Origin of the sequence: Pseudomonas sp. Gutcm_11s (assembly GCF_028649395.1) — a bacterium.
Taxonomy (GTDB): Bacteria; Pseudomonadota; Gammaproteobacteria; order Pseudomonadales; family Pseudomonadaceae; genus Aquipseudomonas.
Map to the genome: position 1 here is coordinate 27,538 of NZ_JAQSUW010000010.1, position 17,652 is coordinate 45,189.

16 protein-coding genes are annotated in these 17,652 nt (G+C 64.8%); 11 read left to right on the plus strand and 5 right to left on the minus strand.

Translation table 11 applies throughout. The features are described from left to right. Positions 1–17: 17 nt before the first annotated feature. Genes PTT45_RS04845 through PTT45_RS04855 form a run of 3 tightly spaced genes read right to left on the minus strand, consistent with a single transcriptional unit; the run spans position 18 to position 2,486 of the window. Positions 18–791, minus strand: coding sequence for a TerB family tellurite resistance protein (locus tag PTT45_RS04845; protein WP_273811806.1), 774 nt, complete (start codon positions 789–791; stop codon positions 18–20). A 1-nt stretch (position 792) separates the two neighbouring features. Further along, complete coding sequence (gene murU, locus PTT45_RS04850; protein WP_273811807.1) at positions 793–1,464, minus strand: N-acetylmuramate alpha-1-phosphate uridylyltransferase MurU; 672 nt, start codon at positions 1,462–1,464, stop codon at positions 793–795. Further along, on the minus strand, positions 1,461–2,486 hold the full coding sequence (locus PTT45_RS04855) for an aminoglycoside phosphotransferase family protein (RefSeq protein ID WP_273811808.1): 1,026 nt from the start codon (positions 2,484–2,486) through the stop codon (positions 1,461–1,463). The genes murU and PTT45_RS04855 overlap by 4 nt, the downstream gene beginning before the upstream one ends. A 127-nt stretch (positions 2,487–2,613) precedes the next feature. Between PTT45_RS04855 and PTT45_RS04860 the strand changes: the two genes are divergently transcribed. The 11 genes from PTT45_RS04860 (at position 2,614) to PTT45_RS04910 (ending at position 16,756) form a co-directional block, all read left to right on the plus strand. Beyond that, positions 2,614–5,388: an LPS-assembly protein LptD gene (locus PTT45_RS04860; RefSeq protein WP_273811809.1), complete on the plus strand. Its 2,775-nt coding sequence runs from the start codon at positions 2,614–2,616 to the stop codon at positions 5,386–5,388. Further along, positions 5,363–6,661, plus strand: a complete 1,299-nt coding sequence (locus PTT45_RS04865) for a peptidylprolyl isomerase (protein WP_273811810.1) — start codon at positions 5,363–5,365, stop codon at positions 6,659–6,661. The genes PTT45_RS04860 and PTT45_RS04865 overlap by 26 nt, the downstream gene beginning before the upstream one ends. A gap of 88 nt (positions 6,662–6,749) precedes the next feature. Next, positions 6,750–7,742 (plus strand): 4-hydroxythreonine-4-phosphate dehydrogenase PdxA, encoded by a 993-nt coding sequence (gene pdxA, locus PTT45_RS04870; protein WP_273811811.1) that lies wholly within the window; start codon positions 6,750–6,752, stop codon positions 7,740–7,742. A 205-nt stretch (positions 7,743–7,947) separates the two neighbouring features. Then, the gene (gene rsmA, locus PTT45_RS04875; RefSeq protein WP_273811812.1) at positions 7,948–8,760 is read left to right on the plus strand and encodes a 16S rRNA (adenine(1518)-N(6)/adenine(1519)-N(6))-dimethyltransferase RsmA; all 813 of its coding nucleotides are present in this window, start codon (positions 7,948–7,950) and stop codon (positions 8,758–8,760) included. 31 nt (positions 8,761–8,791) lie between these two features. Next, on the plus strand, positions 8,792–9,172 hold the full coding sequence (apaG, locus tag PTT45_RS04880; protein WP_273811813.1) for a Co2+/Mg2+ efflux protein ApaG: 381 nt from the start codon (positions 8,792–8,794) through the stop codon (positions 9,170–9,172). Next, positions 9,172–9,996 carry a symmetrical bis(5'-nucleosyl)-tetraphosphatase gene (locus PTT45_RS04885; RefSeq protein ID WP_273811814.1) on the plus strand — a complete coding sequence of 275 codons (825 nt, stop codon included), beginning with the start codon at positions 9,172–9,174 and terminating at the stop codon, positions 9,994–9,996. Before apaG ends, PTT45_RS04885 begins: the two co-directional genes overlap by 1 nt. Beyond that, entirely contained in the window at positions 9,993–10,322 is a 330-nt protein-coding gene (gene glpE / locus PTT45_RS04890) for a thiosulfate sulfurtransferase GlpE (RefSeq protein ID WP_273811815.1), read from the plus strand. Before PTT45_RS04885 ends, glpE begins: the two co-directional genes overlap by 4 nt. Positions 10,323–10,601: 279 nt before the next feature. Continuing rightward, positions 10,602–12,524, plus strand: a complete 1,923-nt coding sequence (locus PTT45_RS04895; RefSeq protein ID WP_273811816.1) for a PrkA family serine protein kinase — start codon at positions 10,602–10,604, stop codon at positions 12,522–12,524. A 74-nt stretch (positions 12,525–12,598) separates the two neighbouring features. Continuing rightward, the gene (locus PTT45_RS04900; protein ID WP_273811817.1) at positions 12,599–13,870 is read left to right on the plus strand and encodes a YeaH/YhbH family protein; all 1,272 of its coding nucleotides are present in this window, start codon (positions 12,599–12,601) and stop codon (positions 13,868–13,870) included. A gap of 10 nt (positions 13,871–13,880) precedes the next feature. Next, a complete protein-coding gene (locus tag PTT45_RS04905) occupies positions 13,881–15,446 on the plus strand; it encodes a SpoVR family protein (protein WP_273811818.1) in 1,566 nt (521 codons plus the stop codon). Between the two features lie 80 nt (positions 15,447–15,526). Beyond that, a complete protein-coding gene (locus PTT45_RS04910; RefSeq protein WP_273811819.1) occupies positions 15,527–16,756 on the plus strand; it encodes a multifunctional CCA addition/repair protein in 1,230 nt (409 codons plus the stop codon). On the opposite strand, the gene folK is transcribed toward PTT45_RS04910, so the two are convergent. Continuing rightward, positions 16,753–17,286 carry a 2-amino-4-hydroxy-6-hydroxymethyldihydropteridine diphosphokinase gene (gene folK, locus PTT45_RS04915; RefSeq protein ID WP_273811820.1) on the minus strand — a complete coding sequence of 178 codons (534 nt, stop codon included), beginning with the start codon at positions 17,284–17,286 and terminating at the stop codon, positions 16,753–16,755. The two genes, PTT45_RS04910 and folK, sit on opposite strands and share 4 nt — an antisense overlap. Then, the gene (gene folB / locus PTT45_RS04920) at positions 17,283–17,636 is read right to left on the minus strand and encodes a dihydroneopterin aldolase (protein ID WP_273811821.1); all 354 of its coding nucleotides are present in this window, start codon (positions 17,634–17,636) and stop codon (positions 17,283–17,285) included. Before folB ends, folK begins: the two co-directional genes overlap by 4 nt. Positions 17,637–17,652 lie beyond the last annotated feature (16 nt).

Consider the following 17,652-nt stretch of genomic DNA (forward strand, 5'->3'; position numbering starts at 1 on the left):
AACACCGGTAGATTTCGCTAACGGAAGCCGCGGCGCTGGCGCACCAGGTCGTAGGCGACCTGCAGTTCACGGGTCTTGTCGGTGGCGCTGCGCAACTGGGCCGGGGTAGCACCGCTGCCGGCCAGTTTGTCCGGATGGTGACGACTGAGCAGGCGACGGTAGGCGCGCTTGATCGCCACCGGGTCACTGTCCGCCTGCACGCCGAGCAGACGCAATGCGGCCTGATAGTCGCTGGACTTCACCTCCGGCACCCGGCGCGTCGGCTCGTACTCGCGGGCCAGAGCATCCAGTGCCTCGCGCCGCCAACCCAGCCAGATACCCCACTGGCGGATCAGCTGCGCTTCCCCGTCACTGACCTTGCCATCGGCCCAGGCCATGCGCCAGCAGGTGCGCAGCAAGGCCTCGCTGCGTTCCGGACGATGGTGCAGCGCGCGCAGCGGCGCCCGCAGCTCCTGGTCCTCGACCAGCTTGCCGCGGTTGAAGGCCTGCATCGCGCGGCGCCGTGCCGCCTCGTCCAGCCCCAGGCGCTGCATCTCGTTGCGCGCCACCTGGATATGGCTGTCGAGCACCCGGCCTTCGCTCTTGGCCAGGCGTCCGACCAGCATGAACAGCAGGTCCTCGTCGTCCAGCGACGGCGGCTTACGTCCGAGCAGCTCGCGCAGGTGATCGAGCGACTGCACCCGCAGGCGACGATCCAGCACCTGGCCTAGCAGACCGCCGAGCAGCGCGCCGGGAATGCTGGCCAGCGCCAGGCCGACGGTGGCGCCGATCAGCGTCGCTGGCCAGAGCATCTCAGGCCTCCGCCAGCAGCAGGCGTTCGACATCGGCCAGACGCTCATGCGTGCCGACATCGATCCAGCGCCCGTCGAAATGCTCGCCGCTGACCTGCCCTTCGAGCATGGCCGCGCGCAGCAGCGGCGCCAGCTTGAACGCTCCCGACTGGCAGCCGGCGAACAGTTGCGGGTGCAGCACGGCCATGCCGCTGTAGGTGAACGACGGCTCGCCGGGCACGGCGTCCGTCACCTGGCCATCGTGCAGGCGGAAGTCGCCCTGCTGGTTATGCCCGGGATTGTCCACCAGCACCAGATGCGCCAGGCCCTGGCGCGGAGCGCGCAGGGCGGCGAAGTCGTAGTCGGTCCAGATATCGCCGTTGACCACCAGGAACGGCTCGGCGCCCAGCAGTGGCAGCGCCTTGTAGATGCCGCCGCCGGTCTCCAGGGGCTCGCCCTCGGCCGAGTAGGCGATGCGCAGGCCGAAGCGGCTGCCGTCTCCCAGGTAGTCCTCGATCTGCTGGCCGAGCCAGGCGTGGTTGATCACCAGCTCGGTGAAGCCGGCCGCAGCCAGGGCGCGCACGTGGAACTCAATCAGCGGCGTACCGGCCGCACGCACCAGCGGCTTGGGTGTGTGCAGGGTCAGCGGACGCAGGCGCTCACCCTTGCCCGCCGCGAGGATCATCGCCTTCATGCCGGCTGCGCCTCGCGCTGCGGCAGGCTGGCCAGCAGCTCGCCGAGCACGGCCAGTTCCGGCCGGCGCGCCAGCACAGCTTCTATATAGGTGAAGAAGCGCGGCACGTCGGCGAGGTACTTGGGCTTGCCGTCGCGGTGGCAGATGCGCGCGAAGATGCCGATCACCTTGAGGTGACGCTGCACGCCCATCAGGTCACTGCCGCGGTGGAACTCGGCGAATTCGGCCGGCACTGCCAGGTTCGCAGCGATCGCCAGCTGCCAGTAGCGCTGCAGCCAGCCGCGCACGCGCTCCTCCGGCCAACTGAGGAAGGCATCCTTGAACAGGCTGGTCACGTCGTAGCTAATCGGGCCGTGCACCGCATCCTGGAAATCGAGGATGCCGGGGTTGGGCTCGCTCAGCATCAGGTTCCGCGGCATGTAGTCTCGATGCACGAAGACCCGCGGCTGCGCCAGCGCGCTGTCCACCAGCAGATCGCAGACCTGCTGCCATTGGGCCTGTTGCCCCTCGTCCATCTCGACACCCAGGTGACGCTGCAGATACCAGTCGGGGAACAGCTGCAGCTCACGGCGCAGCAGCGCATCGTCGTAAGCAGGCAGCTGGCCGTCGACCGGCAGTTGCTGGAAGGCCACCAGGGCCTGCAGGGCCTGCTCGAACAGGGCATCGGCGTTGTTCGCGTCCAGCACTTCCAGCCAGGTCTGGCTGCCCAGATCGTCCAATACCAGGAAACCCCGCTCCAGGTCCTGGGCCAGGATGCGCGGCACATGCACACCGGCATCGGCCAGCATGGCGGCGACCTTGACGAAGGGCCGGCAGTCTTCCTGGGGCGGCGGGGCGTCCATCAGGATCAGGCTGCGGCCGGCGGCCTGCCAGCGGAAATAGCGACGAAAACTGGCGTCGCTGCTGGCCGGAGCCAGGCTCGCGGCAGGCACCTCACCCCAGCCCTCACGCTGGAAAAGGGCGGGCAAACAGTCTTGCAACCAGCTCTGCAGGAGCTGCAGACGTACATCTTGATCAGGCATTACAGGGGTCTCCGACGGCGCTAGCCGTTGCGCGGGTCATGCTTTATTATCCAGCATCTTTTTCAGCCCATCGAGAGGCGTGCGGCCCCCGCGGGTCGAAGGCGCGCAGGAAGCCCGGAAAAACAAGATGGCAGTAAACCTCCCGCTGTTCCGTAAGAAATTCCCGTTGCTGGTGACCGGCGGCCTGCTGGCTCTGCAACCCCTGGCCTCGCCTTTCGCCCTTGCTGCCGAGCAGTACGACTGCTCCGCCTCCGCTTCTGGCGGCTGGGCCTGCGCGCCGAAAACCAATGCCGCTGCCGCGCTGCCGCGCCCACAGCATACGGCGTCGGCCGTCAGTGCCGTTGCCGAAGGCGGCGCCGCCCAATCGAGCGATGGCGAGCCCAAGCCCGTGCTGGTTACCGAGAGCGCAGGCCGTGGCCTGAGCAGCCGCAGCGCCGACTACAGTCACTTGGACTGGGTTCCGCGCGAGAAGTTGACTGCCGCGCAGCTGGCCGAGGTCGGTCCTTATTGCGAAGGCTCCTACATCGAGCCGACCCGACCGGGCATGAGCGACAACACCCCGCTGGACGAGGCGCCGATGTTCGTCTCCGCCAAGGCCTCGCGCTACGAGCAGGAGAAAGAGACTGCCACCCTGGCAGGTGACGTGGTCCTGCGCCAGTCGAGCATGCAGATCGAGGCCGACGAGGCCAGCCTGCACCAGGCCGACAACGTCGGTGAACTGAAAGGCAACGTGCGCATTCGTGACAACGGCATGCTGGTCGTCGGCGATCGCGCCGAGATCCAGCTGGACAACGGCGAAGCCAAGGTCGAGAACGCCGAGTACGTGATCCACAAGGGTCATGCCCGCGGTAGCGCGCTGTATGCCAAGCGTGAAGAAAGCGCCGTCGTTCGCCTCAAGGACGGCACCTACACCCGCTGCGAACCCGGTAGCAATGCCTGGCAGCTGAAGGGCAACAACGTCAAGCTGGATCCAGCCACCGGCTTCGGTACCGCGACCAACGTGACCCTGCGGGTGAAAGACATTCCGGTCTTCTACACCCCCTACATCTATTTCCCGATCGACGACCGCCGCCAGTCCGGCTTCCTCGCCCCGGGCATCAGCACCTCCAGCGACACCGGCTTCTCGCTGTCGACGCCGTACTACTTCAACCTGGCGCCCAACTACGACGCCACCCTCTACCCGACCTATATGGCCAAGCGCGGCCTGCTGATGGAAGGCGAGTTCCGCTACCTGACCAAGGGCAGCGAGGGCCAGGTCGGTGGCGCATGGCTGGACGACAAGGAAGACGAGCGCGAGCAGCAGTCCGAGTACGAAGACCAGCGCTGGATGTACAACTGGCAGCACAAAGGCGGCCTGGACGAGCGCCTGCTGGCCGAGGTCGACTACACCGATATCAGCGACCCCTACTACTTCCAGGATCTCGACAGCGATCTGGAAGGCCTGCAGGCCCCCGATTTCCTCAATCAGCGCGGCACTCTGACCTGGCGTGGCGACAGCTTCACCGCGCGCCTCAACGCCCATGCTTATGAGGCCACCAGCGTCATCGACATAACCCCATACGAGCGCCTGCCGCAGCTGACTCTGGACGGCACCCTGCCGTTCCAGCCCGGCGGCCTGAATGTGTTCTATGGCACCGAGTACGTACGCTTCGACCGTGACCTGCGCAGCGGCAACTTCACCGACGAAGATGGCAATGTCGAGCCGTGGTACGACAACAACGTCCGCGGGCTGGACCGCGCCAACGGTGAGCGTATCCATCTGCAACCTGGCATCAGCCTGCCGATGGAAGCCAGTTGGGGCTTCATCAAGCCCAGCATCAAGTATGCCTATACCCAATACGACCTATCGCTGGACTCCATAGGCAAGGCATACCTTGCCAGTCGCGGAGAGTCCTTCCAGGACAGCCCAGACCGCAGCGTCCCGATCTTCAGCGTGGACAGCGGCCTGTACTTCGACCGGAATACGCAGTGGTTTGGCAATGACTACAGGCAGACCCTGGAGCCACGTGCCTTCTACCTCTATGTGCCGGAAGAGGATCAAGACGATATCCCGGTATTCGATACCGGTGAGTATGCCTTCAACTACGCTGCCCTCTGGCGTGACAACCGCTTCAGCGGCCGCGACCGCATCGGTGACGAGAACAAGCTGTCCCTCGGCGTAACCAACCGCTGGATCGAGAACAACGGCTTCGAGCGCCAGCGCTTCAGCATTGGCCAGGCTTTCTATTTCGAAGATAGAAAAGTCACCATGCCAGACCGAACCGGCACCCTGAACCAGCGAAGCGATTACACCTCCAGCTCCTCGCCCTATGCCATGGAGTACATGTATCGCTTCAATCGCGACTGGCGCGTCACATCGGACCTCAACTGGGATGGCGATACCCATCGCACCCGCTCCGGCAGCCTGATGTTCCACTATCAGCCGGAGGACAATCCGAACAAGGTGATCAACGCCGGCTACCGCTATCGCAATGACACCATGCGCTACGACCGCACCACCGGCAGCTGGACCTATGGCAGCGATTTCGGCACCCCGGGCAATGCCAATTACATCAAGGATTATTACAAGGTCCAGCAGCACGACTTCTCGGTCATCTGGCCGATGGTCCCGCAATGGAACGTGATCGCCCGCTGGCAGCGCGACTACGCTCGCAACCGCACTCTCGAGGCCTTCGGCGGTTTCGAATACGACAGCTGCTGCTGGAAGCTGCGTCTGATCAACCGTTACTGGGTTGACTACGACGAGAGCAGCCTCAACCCGAGCGAGAACGAAGAGCCGGATCGCGGCATCTTCCTGCAGATCGTCCTCAAAGGCCTCGGCAATGTGCTGGGTGGAAAGACCGAGGGCTTCCTCGAGCAAGGCATTCAAGGTTACCGTGAACGTGAAGAACAAGCTTTCTGATTGCCTGCGCCCGCTCCTGCTGGGCGCAGTACTCCTCGCATCCGGCGCCCAGGCGCAGTTCCAGTCCCTCGACCGTGTCGTCGCCATCGTCGACAACGACGTGATCATGTACAGCCAGCTGGACCAGCGCCTGCACGAGGTCGAACAGACCATCGGCAAGCGCGGCGGTCAGCTGCCGCCGCAGGACGTGCTGCAGCAACAGGTACTGGAGCGCCTGATCGTCGAGAACCTGCAACTGCAGATCGGCGATCGCTCGGGCATCCGCATCACCGATGAAGAACTGAACCAGGCCATGGGCAGCATTGCCGAGCGCAACAGCCTGAGCCTGGATCAGTTCCGCGCCGCCCTGGCCCGTGATGGCCTTTCCTATGAAGATGCCCGCGAGCAGATTCGTCGCGAGATGATCATCAGCCGCGTGCGCCAGCGCCGCGTAGCCGAGCGCATCCAGGTGACCGATCAGGAGGTGCAGAACTTCCTGGCCTCCGAAATGGGCCAGATGCAGCTGTCGGAAGAGTACCGCCTGGCCAACATCCTGATCCCGGTGCCGGAAGCGGCCTCCCCGGACGAGATTCGTGCCGCGGCGCAGAAGACCTCGCAGGTCTATGACAGCCTGCGTGGCGGCGCCGACTTCGCCCAGACCGCGATGTCCAGCTCCGCCAGCGAGAACGCCCTGGAAGGCGGCGAGATCGGCTGGCGCAAGGGCGCTCAGCTGCCGCCGGCGTTCGTCGAGATGATTCGCGCGCTGTCCGTCGGCGACATCACCGAACCCGTTCGCACCCCGGGCGGCTTCATGATCGTCAAGCTGCTGGAGAAGCGTGGCGGCGACACCCTGGTGCGCGACGAAGTGCATGTGCGCCACATCCTGATCAAGCCGAACGAAGTGCGCAGCGAGGAAGAGACTCGCCGCCTGGTACAGCGCCTGTATGAGCGCATCGTTGCCGGTGAGGACTTCGCCACCCTGGCCAAGAGCTTCTCCGAAGATCCGAGCTCGGCTCTCAACGGTGGCGATCTGAACTGGATCGACCCCAACAGCCTGGTGCCCGAATTCCGCGACGTGATGGCCAAGACCCCGAGCGGCAAGCTGTCCGAGCCGTTCCGCAGCCCCTACGGCTGGCATGTTCTGGAAGTAATGGGCCGCCGCGCCACCGACAGCAGCGCGCAGTACCGCGAGCAGCAGGCGATGACCGTCCTGCGCAATCGCAAGTACGACGAAGAGCTGCAGGCCTGGCTGCGTCAGATCCGCGACGAAGCCTACGTCGAGATCAAGCTCTGACGGCACGCAGCATCACGAAAAGCCCGGCACCGCCGGGCTTTTTCTTGGGCGTAGAATAACCACAGCCTTACGACCTCCGAGATTGACCATGAGCGTACCCCGCCTGTTTGCCCTGACCCCCGGCGAGCCATCCGGCATCGGCCCAGACCTGTGCCTGCTGCTGGCTCGCGAAGCCCAGCCCGAGGCCTGGGTGGCCATCGCCAGCCGCGACCTGCTGGAGGCGCGCGCCAAGCAACTTGGCCTGAGTATCGAGCTGCATGAAGTAGCGCCGGGCCGCTGGCCAGGCACACCCGCACCGGCCGGCAGCTTGTACGTCTGGGATACGCCGCTGGCCGCTGCGGTCAGTCCCGGCAAGCTGGAGAAGAACAACGCTGCCTATGTGCTGGAGACATTGACCCGCGCCGGCCAAGGCTGCATCGATGGCAGCTTTGCCGGGATGATCACGGCGCCAGTGCACAAGGGCGTGATCAACGAGGCCGGCATTCCCTTCTCCGGGCATACCGAGTTCCTCGCCGAACTGACCGCCACCGAGCAGGTGGTGATGATGCTCGCCACCCGCGGCCTGCGCGTGGCCCTGGTGACCACCCACCTGCCGCTCAAGGACGTCGCCGCCGCCATCACCGCCGAGCGCCTGGCACGGGTTACGCGCATCCTGCACGCCGATCTGGTGGAGAAGTTCGGCATCGCCAAGCCACGCATCCTGGTCTGCGGCCTCAACCCACATGCCGGTGAGGGCGGCCACCTGGGCCGCGAGGAGATCGAGGTGATCGAGCCGACCCTCGAGCGCCTGCGCGCCGAGGGCATGAACCTGATCGGCCCGTTGCCGGCCGACACCCTGTTCACCCCCAAGCACCTCGAGCACTGCGACGCGGTGCTGGCCATGTACCACGACCAGGGCCTGCCGGTGCTTAAGTACAAGGGCTTCGGCGCGGCGGTCAACGTCACCCTGGGCCTGCCGATCATCCGCACCTCGGTCGACCATGGCACGGCGCTGGACCTGGCCGGCACCGGCAGGATCGATACCGGCAGCCTGCAGGTCGCCCTGGAAACTGCCTACCAGATGGCTGCCACACGCCGCTAATGCTCGGCTACGCGTCGGAAAACTGCGTTTAAAGCAGCTTAGGCATGCTCCCTTACCCTCGGTAAATTCCGCCGCCTCAGCCGCTGTCGCCTGGTTTCTCTAGCTCGCACGAGCTTAGGCGCTTAGAGCCTGGCCACTTGGCTGCTAAACTGCCGCTCTTTGCATTGCGCTTTGAGCTTGTGGCTTGAAGCTTGGAGCCTTACCGATGTCCGAGTACCAACACCGCGCGCGCAAGCGCTTCGGCCAGAACTTCCTGCACGATGCCGGCGTGATCCACCGCATCCTGCGCGCCATCCATGCCAAAGAGGGCGAGCGCCTGCTGGAAATCGGCCCGGGCCAGGGCGCCCTCACCGAAGGCCTGCTGGGCAGCGGCGCGCAGCTCGACGTGATCGAACTGGACCTCGACCTGATCCCCATCCTGCAGGGCAAGTTCGGCGCCAATCCCAACTTCCGCCTGAACCAGGGCGATGCGCTGAAGTTCGACTTCAACCGCCTGGAGGCTGCACCGCACAGTCTGCGCGTGGTCGGCAACCTGCCCTACAACATCTCCACCCCGCTGATCTTCCACCTGCTGAATAACGCCCACCTGATTCGCGACATGCACTTCATGCTGCAGAAGGAAGTGGTCGAGCGCCTGGCCGCAGAGCCGGGTGGTGGCGACTGGGGCCGCCTGTCGATCATGGTCCAGTACCACTGCCGCGTGGAGCACCTGTTCAACGTCGGCCCAGGCGCCTTCAACCCGCCGCCCAAGGTCGACTCGGCCATCGTCCGCCTGGTGCCGCACGAGACCCTGCCGCACCCGGCCAAGGATCATCGCCTGCTCGAACGCGTGGTGCGCGAGGCCTTCAACATGCGCCGCAAGACCCTGCGCAACACCCTCAAGCAACTGCTGCCGAACGAAGCCATTGAGGCCGCCGGCGTGGACGGCGGGCTGCGCCCGGAACAGCTGGACCTGGCCGCCTTCGTGCGCCTGGCCGACCAACTGGCCGAACGCCAACCCGCCGATCAAGCGGACTAAACTGCCCTTCCAGCCTGTCGAGTTTCTCCAGATGGCCGACCCGCGCTACCAGATCGACGTCAGCGTCGAGACCCGTTACCTGCCGGAGCAATCCACTCCGGAGCAGAACCGCTATGCCTTCGCCTACACCGTGACCATTCACAACGGCGGCAGCGAGGCGGCCAAGCTGCTCAGCCGCCACTGGATCATCACCGACGGCGACGGCCGCGTGCAGGAAGTGCGCGGCTCCGGGGTGGTCGGCCAACAGCCGCACCTGGAGCCCGGCCAGAGCCACACCTACAGCAGCGGCACGGTGATGGCGACCAAGGTCGGCAACATGCACGGCAGCTACCAGATGGTCGCCGACGACGGCAAGCGCTTCGACGCCACCATCGCCCCGTTCCGCCTGGCCGTGCCTGGGGCGCTGCACTGATGGCGACCTACGCGGTCGGTGACCTACAAGGCTGCCTGCAGCCACTGAAATGCCTGCTCGAGCGAGTCGACTTCGACCCAACCCGGGACAAGCTGTGGCTGGTTGGCGATCTGGTCAACCGCGGCCCTGAATCGCTGGAGACCCTGCGTTTCCTCTATGCCATGCGCGATGCGCTGGTCTGCGTGCTGGGCAACCATGACCTGCACCTGCTGGCCACGGCGAACAACATCGAGCGCCTGAAGAAGAACGATACCCTGCAGGAAATTCTCGACGCCCCGGATCGCAAGGACCTGCTCGATTGGCTGCGCCAGCAGAAGCTGCTGCATCACGACGAGCAGCGCGACATCGCTCTGGTGCATGCCGGCATCCCCCCACAGTGGACGCTGAAGAAGGCGCTCAAGCGCGCCGCCGAGGTCGAAGAAGCGCTGCGTGATGACGCGCGCCTACCGCTGTTTCTCGACGGCATGTATGGCAACGAGCCGGCCCAGTGGGACAGCGACCTGCAGGGCATCACCCGCCTGCGGGTGATCACCAACTATTTCACCCGCATGCGCTTCTGCACCGCCGACGGCACCCTCGACCTGAAGAGCAAGGAAGGCGTGGGCACCGCCCCACCCGGCTACGCGCCCTGGTTCGCCTGGCCCGAGCGCAAAGCGCGTGGGCAGAAGATCATCTTCGGCCACTGGGCTGCTTTAGAAGGCCACTGCGACGAGCCCGGCCTGTTCGCCCTCGACAGCGGCTGCGTGTGGGGCGGCGCCATGACCCTGATGAATATCGACAGCGGCGAGAAATTCCGCTGCGACTGCAAGGAGACATCCCAATGAGCGAATTCAAACGCATCCCACCGGAGCAGGCCCAGGCCCTGCGCGAGCAAGGCGCCGTGGTCGTGGACATCCGCGACCCGCAGAGCTTCGCCAATGGCCACATCAGCGGCTCCCGTCATCTGGACAACCACAGCCTGCCGGACTTCATCGCCAAGGCCGATTTCGATGCGCCGCTGATCGTCTCCTGCTACCACGGCAACTCCAGCCAGAGCGCTGCCGCCTACCTGGCGCACCAGGGTTTCGCCGAGGTCTACAGCCTCGACGGCGGCTTCGAGCTGTGGCGCAGCCAGTACCCCGACCAGGTGTCGCAAGGCGACGCCGAGTAAAAAAATCTGCCGCGGCGCAAAGCCGCGGCCTGCGCTGCCTGCGGCGGACTTACCGACGAGCGGCAACACCTTGTCACCCTCCTGCAACGCTTGACGACCGAGAAACCGAACTACTCTTAGGACGAGGCCATCCAGAAGGGAGAGCCGGCACACCGGTTCCGGGCCATCGGTAGCGTTTTTGTGGTGTTCTGGGGGATTTCCAACGGCTGAGCAGCCGTCTTCCCGCGCACCCGCCCGAATGACCCGCCCCGGCTCCACGCAAGCGAGCGAGGTGCAGTCATGAGTATATTCAGCCACTTCCAGCAACGATTCGAAGCGACTCGGCAGGAAGAATATTCCCTGCAGGAATATCTGGAGCTGTGCAAAGCGGACCGCAGCGCCTATGCCACCGCTGCCGAACGGATGCTGATGGCGATTGGCTCGCCCGAGCTGCTGGATACCTCGGTCGACCCCAGGCTGTCGCGCATCTTCTCCAACAAGGTGATCCGTCGCTACCCGGCCTTCGCCGACTTCCACGGCATGGAAGAGTGCATCGACCAGATCGTCTCCTACTTCCGCCATGCAGCTCAGGGCCTGGAGGAGAAGAAGCAGATCCTCTACCTGCTGGGCCCGGTGGGCGGCGGCAAGTCCTCGCTGGCCGAGAAGCTCAAGCAGCTGATGGAGCACATTCCCTTCTACGCCATCAAGGGCTCGCCGGTGTTCGAGTCGCCGCTCGGCCTGTTCAACGCCGATGAAGACGGCAAGATCCTCGAAGAGGAGTACGGCATCCCGCAGCGCTACCTGCGCTCGATCATGTCGCCCTGGGCCACCAAACGCCTCAACGAGTTCGGCGGCGACATCAGCAAGTTCCGCGTGGTCAAGCTGCACCCCTCAATCCTCAACCAGATCGCCATCGCCAAGACCGAGCCGGGCGACGAGAACAACCAGGACATCTCCGCCCTCGTGGGCAAGGTGGATATCCGCAAGCTCGAGGAATTCCCGCAGAACGACGCCGACGCCTACAGCTACTCGGGCGCCCTGTGCCGGGCCAACCAGGGCCTGATGGAATTCGTCGAGATGTTCAAGGCACCGATCAAGGTGCTGCACCCGCTGCTGACCGCCACCCAGGAGGGCAACTACAACAGCACCGAGGGCCTCGGCGGCCTGCCCTACAGCGGCATCATCCTGGCCCACTCCAACGAGTCCGAGTGGCACAGCTTCCGCAACAACAAGAACAACGAGGCGTTCATCGACCGTATCTACATCGTCAAGGTGCCCTACTGCCTGCGCGTCACCGACGAGATCAAGATCTACGACAAGCTGCTCACCCATAGCTCGCTGGCCAATGCCCACTGCGCGCCGGACACCCTGAAGATGCTGGCCCAGTTCTCCACCCTGTCGCGCCTGAAGGACCCGGAGAACTCCAATATCTACTCGAAGATGCGCGTCTACGACGGCGAGAACCTCAAGGACACCGATCCCAAGGCCAAGTCGATCCAGGAATACCGCGACAGCGCTGGCGTCGACGAGGGCATGAACGGCCTATCCACCCGCTTCGCCTTCAAGATCCTGTCCAAGGTATTCAACTTCGACCCACACGAGATCGCCGCCAACCCGGTGCACTTGCTGTACGTGCTGGAGCAGCAGATCGAGCAGGAGCAGTTCCCCGCCGAGATGCGCGAGCGCTACCTGCGCTACATCAAGGAGTACCTGGCGCCGCGCTATATCGAGTTCATCGGCAAGGAGATCCAAACCGCCTACCTGGAGTCCTACAGCGAGTATGGCCAGAACATCTTCGACCGCTACGTGCTGTACGCCGACTTCTGGATCCAGGACCAGGAATACCGCGATCCGGAGACCGGCGAGATCCTCAACCGCGTGGCCCTCAACGAGGAACTGGAGAAGATCGAGAAGCCGGCCGGCATCAGCAACCCGAAGGATTTCCGCAACGAGATCGTCAACTTCGTGCTGCGCGCCCGGGCCAACAACAACGGCAAGAACCCCACCTGGCTCAGCTACGAGAAGCTGCGCGTGGTGATCGAGAAGAAGATGTTCTCCAACACCGAGGACCTGTTGCCGGTCATCAGCTTCAACGCCAAGGCCAGCAAGGAGGATCAGCAGAAGCACAACGACTTCGTCAAACGCATGGTCGAACGTGGCTACACCGAGAAGCAGGTACGCCTGCTGTCCGAGTGGTATCTGCGGGTTCGCAAGTCGCAGTAACCCGCCGCCGGCGCGCCGTGTCAGGCGCGCCGGCTGCCATACGCCCGCAAGGGCGTATGCGCTAAGGAGACGCTATGAGCTATGTGATAGACCGGCGCCTGAACGGCAAGAACAAGAGCACGGTGAACCGCCAGCGCTTCCTGCGGCGTTACCGTGAGCACATCAAGAAGGCCGTCGAGGAGGCGGTCAGCCGGCGTTCCATCACCGACATGGAGCACGGCGAGCAGATCAGCATTCCCGGCCGCGACATCGACGAGCCGGTGCTGCACCACGGCCGTGGCGGGCGGCAGACCATCGTCCACCCCGGCAACAAGGAGTTCAGCTCCGGCGACCATGTGCCTCGCCCGCAGGGCGGTGGCGGCGGGCGCGGCCCCGGCAAAGCGAGCAACTCCGGCGAGGGCATGGACGAGTTCGTGTTCCAGATCACCCAGGAGGAGTTCCTCGACTTCATGTTCGAGGACCTGGAACTGCCCAACCTGATCAAGCGCCATCTGACCGGCACCGACACCTTCAAGACGGTGCGCGCCGGCATCAGCAACGAAGGCAACCCGGCCCGCATCAACATCGTCCGTACCCTGCGCTCGGCCCATGCGCGACGCATCGCCCTGTCCGGCTCTAGCCGCAGCAAGCTGCGCGAGGCCAAGGCCGAACTGGAGCGGCTCAAGCGCGAGGAGCCGGACAACTTCGGCGACATCCAGACGCTGCAGGAGGAGATCGAGCGGCTCAGCGCACGCATCCACCGTATCCCGTTCCTCGACACCTTCGACCTCAAGTACAACCTGCTGGTCAAGCAGCCCAACCCCAGCTCCAAGGCAGTGATGTTCTGCCTGATGGACGTGTCCGGTTCGATGACCCAGGCCACCAAGGACATCGCCAAGCGCTTCTTCATCCTCCTGTACCTGTTCCTCAAACGGAACTACGAGCGCATCGAGGTGGTGTTCATCCGCCACCACACCAGCGCCAAGGAAGTCGACGAGGAGGAGTTCTTCTACTCCCGCGAAACCGGCGGCACCATCGTCTCCAGCGCGCTCAAGCTGATGCAGGAGATCATGGCCGCGCGCTACCCGACCAACGAATGGAACATCTATGGCGCCCAGGCGTCGGACGGGGACAACTGGAACGACGACTCGCCGGTGTGTCGCGACATCCTGATCAACCAGATCATGCCGTTCATGCAGTACTTCACCTACGTCGAGATCACCCCGCGCGAGCACCAGGCGCTGTGGTACGAGTACGAACAGGTCAGCGAGACCTTCGCCCAATCCTTCGCCCAGCAGCAGCTGGTCTCCGCCGCGGACATCTACCCGGTGTTCCGCGAGCTGTTCCAGCGGCGCATGGTCACCTGAGGGCCGCACCATGAGCGCAGCCGAGAAAAGACGCCAGCCGCTGTCCATCGGGTCGGAGTGGACCTTCGACCTGATCCGCCAGTACGACAAGGAGATCGCGCGCATCGCCGAGCGCTACGCGCTGGACACTTACCCCAACCAGATCGAAGTGATCACCGCCGAGCAGATGATGGACGCCTACTCCTCGGTGGGCATGCCGCTGGGCTATCACCACTGGTCCTATGGCAAACACTTCCTGGCCACCGAGAAGGGCTACTCGCGCGGACAGATGGGCCTGGCCTACGAGATCGTGATCAACTCCGACCCGTGCATCGCCTACCTAATGGAAGAGAACACCATGTGCATGCAGGCACTGGTCATCGCCCACGCCTGCTACGGCCACAACAGTTTCTTCAAGGGCAACTACCTGTTCCGCACCTGGACCGACGCCAACTCGATCATCGACTACCTGGTGTTCGCCAAGCAGTACATCATGCAGTGCGAGGAGCGCCACGGCATCGATGCGGTGGAGGAGCTACTGGACTCCTGCCACGCCCTGATGAACTACGGCGTGGACCGCTACAAGCGCCCCTACCCGATCTCCGCCGAAGAGGAACGGCGCCGGCAGAAAGACCGCGAGGAGCACCTGCAGAAGCAGATCAACGACCTCTGGCGCACCATTCCCAAGGGCAGCGGCAAGGGCCACGAGCAAGACAACAAGCGCTGGCCGGCCGAACCCCAGGAGAACATCCTGTACTTCTTGGAGAAGCACGCACCGTTGCTGGAACCCTGGCAGCGCGAGGTGGTGCGCATCGTGCGCAAAATCGCCCAGTACTTCTACCCGCAACGCCAGACCCAGGTGATGAACGAGGGCTGGGCCACCTTCTGGCACTACACACTGATGAACGACCTGTACGACGAAGGCCTGGTCACCGAAGGCTTCATGATGGAGTTCCTGCAGTCGCACACCGGCGTGGTCTACCAGCCCGGCTTCGACAGCCCCTACTACAGCGGCATCAACCCCTACACGCTGGGCTTCGCCATCTACTGCGACCTGCGCCGCATGTGCGAGCGCCCCACCGACGAAGACAAGCGCTGGTTCCCGGACATCGCCGGCAGCGACTGGCTGTCGACCATCAAGTTCGCCATGGCCAACTTCAAGGACGAGAGCTTCATCCTGCAGTTCCTCTCGCCCAAGGTGATCCGCGACCTCAAGCTGTTCAGCGTGCTCGACGACGACCAGAAGGACGACCTGCTGATCCCCGCCATCCACGACGAGCCGGGCTACCGGCAGATCCGCGAAACCCTGGCAGCCCAGTACAACCTGGGCAACCGCGAGCCCAACATCCAGATATTCAGCGTCGACCGCCGTGGCGACCGCTCGCTGACCCTGCGTCACTACCAGCACGATCGCAAACCGCTGGGCGACTCCACCGCCGAGGTGCTCAAGCACCTGCATCGCCTGTGGGGCTTCGACATCCACCTGGAGAGCATGCGCGGCGACCAGGTGGTTGGCGTGCAGCACGTGCCGCCCAAGGGCGAACAGAGCGACGACAACGAGTACCCGCGCCTGGACCTGGTGATCCCGCCCATCTGAGCCGTTGCTCCCAGGCGCTGGCGACGAGGAAGCGTCAGCCGGCGCTTTCGCTTATCCTCCGCGGCAATGGAGGAATCGACATGCAGATTTACAAGGTTGGCGGCGCCGTGCGCGACCGCCTGCTCGGCCGCCCGGTCAGCGATATCGACTGGGTAGTGGTGGGCGCCACCGCCGAAGCCATGCAAGCCCAGGGCTATCGCCCGGTGGGCAGCGACTTCCCGGTGTTCCTCCACCCCGACAGCGGCGAGGAATACGCGCTGGCCCGCACCGAGCGCAAGTCGGGCAAGGGCTATGGCGGCTTCACCTTCCACGCCAGCCCGGACGTCACCCTCGAAGAAGACCTGATCCGCCGCGACCTGACCATCAACGCCATGGCCGAGGACGATGACGGCCAGGTGATCGACCCCTACGGCGGCCTGCAGGATCTCGAAGACCGCCTGCTGCGCCACGTCTCCCCGGCCTTCGCCGAGGATCCGCTGCGCGTATTGCGCGTGGCGCGCTTCGCCGCCCGCTACGCGCCGCTGGGCTTCCGCGTGGCCGACGAGACCCTGGTGCTGATGCGCCAGCTGGCCGAATCCGGCGAGCTGGAGGCCCTGACGCCCGAGCGCAGCTGGAAGGAAATCTCCCGCGCCCTGCTGGAGCCACGCCCGGATGTGTTCATCCAGGTACTGCGCGACTGCGGCGCCCTCGCCCGCCTGCTGCCAGAGCTCGATGCGCTGTTCGGCATACCGCAGCCCGAGGCGCACCACCCCGAGGTGGACACCGGCGTGCACTGCCTGATGGTGCTGCAACAGTGCGCCCTGCATGAGCAGCCGCTGACCGTGCGCTGGGCCTGCCTGCTGCACGACCTGGGCAAAGGCCGCACGCCCGAGGCCGAGTGGCCGCGGCATATCGCCCACGAGCATCGCGGCCTCAAGCTGATCGCGGCGGTCAATGCGCGCTGCAAGGTGCCACGGGACTGTGCCGAGCTGGCCCTGCTGGTCGGCGAGTACCACACCCACAGCCATCGCGCCCTGGAGCTACGCGCCAATACCCTGCTGGAGCTGCTGCAGAGCTTCGACGTGTATCGCCGGCCGCAGCGTTTCGAGGAGTTTCTCGCTGCCTGCGAGATGGACGCCCGCGGCCGCCTGGGCCTGGAGCAACGCGACTATCCGCAGGCCGCCTACCTGCGCGGCGCCATGCAGGCTGCCCGCGCGGTGGCGGTGCAGCCACTGGTCGAGCGCGGCCTGAAAGGGGCGGAGTTGGGTGAGGCGCTCAAGGGCGAACGCCTGAAAGCGCTCAAGGCCTACAAGGAACAGGCCCGAGCCTAGAGCGGAGCCGGATAGCTCTGGATGAGCGACGCAGGCGTCAGCTCGGCGCCGCGCCACTGGAAGGGCACCGGCCACAGCTGCTGCTCAATCTGCGCCTTGAGCCACAGCTCGGCGAAGGCCTTGCCGGTGCCGCTGTGAAGCGCTTCAGGCGCCAGCAGCGCCAGCGGCCAGAGCACGAAGGCGTTCTTCAGGATCTCCGCGCGCGGCAACACCAGGCCATCGAAACTGCCGACCTGATCGCCGTACATCAGCACGTCGATATCCAGCGGCAGCCCCTTGCGCTCCGGCGCGTAGCGGCCATTGTCGGCCTCGATGCACTTTAGCCGGCGATCCAGCTCCGCCAACGGCAGGTCGGTACGAGCGCTGACCGCCAGGTTGTAGAAGTTGCCGCTCTTGATCCCCACCGGACGGCTCTCGAACACCGGCGAGCAACGCAGATCGACGAGAAACTCGGCCAGCGCATCGAGGCCTGCATCCAGGTGCAGTTCGCGGTCAGCGTTGCTGCCAAGGCCGAGGAAGATAGGCGTCATGACCGGCTACGCTCGATTTCCACACCCACGGCGCGGGCCTGGGCATTGGCACCCGGCTTGGTCACCTTGAGGCGCAACCAGGACATGCCGAACTCCGTGAGCAGGGCTTCGGCCAGGCGCTCGGCGAAGGTCTCCACCAGTTCGAAGCGGGCGGCGTCGGCAAAGGCCTGCACGCTCTGGTTCACTGCGGCGTAGTCGAGGGCCTTGCCGAGGTCGTCATCGGCGGCAGCCGGGCGAATGTCCCAGGCAAATGTCAGGTCGAGCAGCAGGCACTGGCGAATGCCACGCTCCCAGTCGTAGGCACCGATCAGGGTGTCGACTTCCAGACCTTCGATGAAAACCTTGTCCAAACCTCGTCTCCGCTGC

Coding starts and splice junctions, on each gene's coding strand:
- apaG (WP_273811813.1), top strand. CDS start 8,792: ATGGCCGACCCGCGCTACCAGATCGACGTCAGCGTCGAGACCCGTTAC.
- glpE (WP_273811815.1), top strand. CDS start 9,993: ATGAGCGAATTCAAACGCATCCCACCGGAGCAGGCCCAGGCCCTGCGC.
- PTT45_RS04845 (WP_273811806.1), bottom strand. CDS start 791: ATGCTCTGGCCAGCGACGCTGATCGGCGCCACCGTCGGCCTGGCGCTG.
- PTT45_RS04855 (WP_273811808.1), bottom strand. CDS start 2,486: ATGCCTGATCAAGATGTACGTCTGCAGCTCCTGCAGAGCTGGTTGCAA.
- PTT45_RS04885 (WP_273811814.1), top strand. CDS start 9,172: ATGGCGACCTACGCGGTCGGTGACCTACAAGGCTGCCTGCAGCCACTG.
- PTT45_RS04905 (WP_273811818.1), top strand. CDS start 13,881: ATGAGCGCAGCCGAGAAAAGACGCCAGCCGCTGTCCATCGGGTCGGAG.
- murU (WP_273811807.1), bottom strand. CDS start 1,464: ATGAAGGCGATGATCCTCGCGGCGGGCAAGGGTGAGCGCCTGCGTCCG.
- PTT45_RS04895 (WP_273811816.1), top strand. CDS start 10,602: ATGAGTATATTCAGCCACTTCCAGCAACGATTCGAAGCGACTCGGCAG.
- pdxA (WP_273811811.1), top strand. CDS start 6,750: ATGAGCGTACCCCGCCTGTTTGCCCTGACCCCCGGCGAGCCATCCGGC.
- PTT45_RS04900 (WP_273811817.1), top strand. CDS start 12,599: ATGAGCTATGTGATAGACCGGCGCCTGAACGGCAAGAACAAGAGCACG.
- PTT45_RS04910 (WP_273811819.1), top strand. CDS start 15,527: ATGCAGATTTACAAGGTTGGCGGCGCCGTGCGCGACCGCCTGCTCGGC.
- PTT45_RS04860 (WP_273811809.1), top strand. CDS start 2,614: ATGGCAGTAAACCTCCCGCTGTTCCGTAAGAAATTCCCGTTGCTGGTG.
- folK (WP_273811820.1), bottom strand. CDS start 17,286: ATGACGCCTATCTTCCTCGGCCTTGGCAGCAACGCTGACCGCGAACTG.
- rsmA (WP_273811812.1), top strand. CDS start 7,948: ATGTCCGAGTACCAACACCGCGCGCGCAAGCGCTTCGGCCAGAACTTC.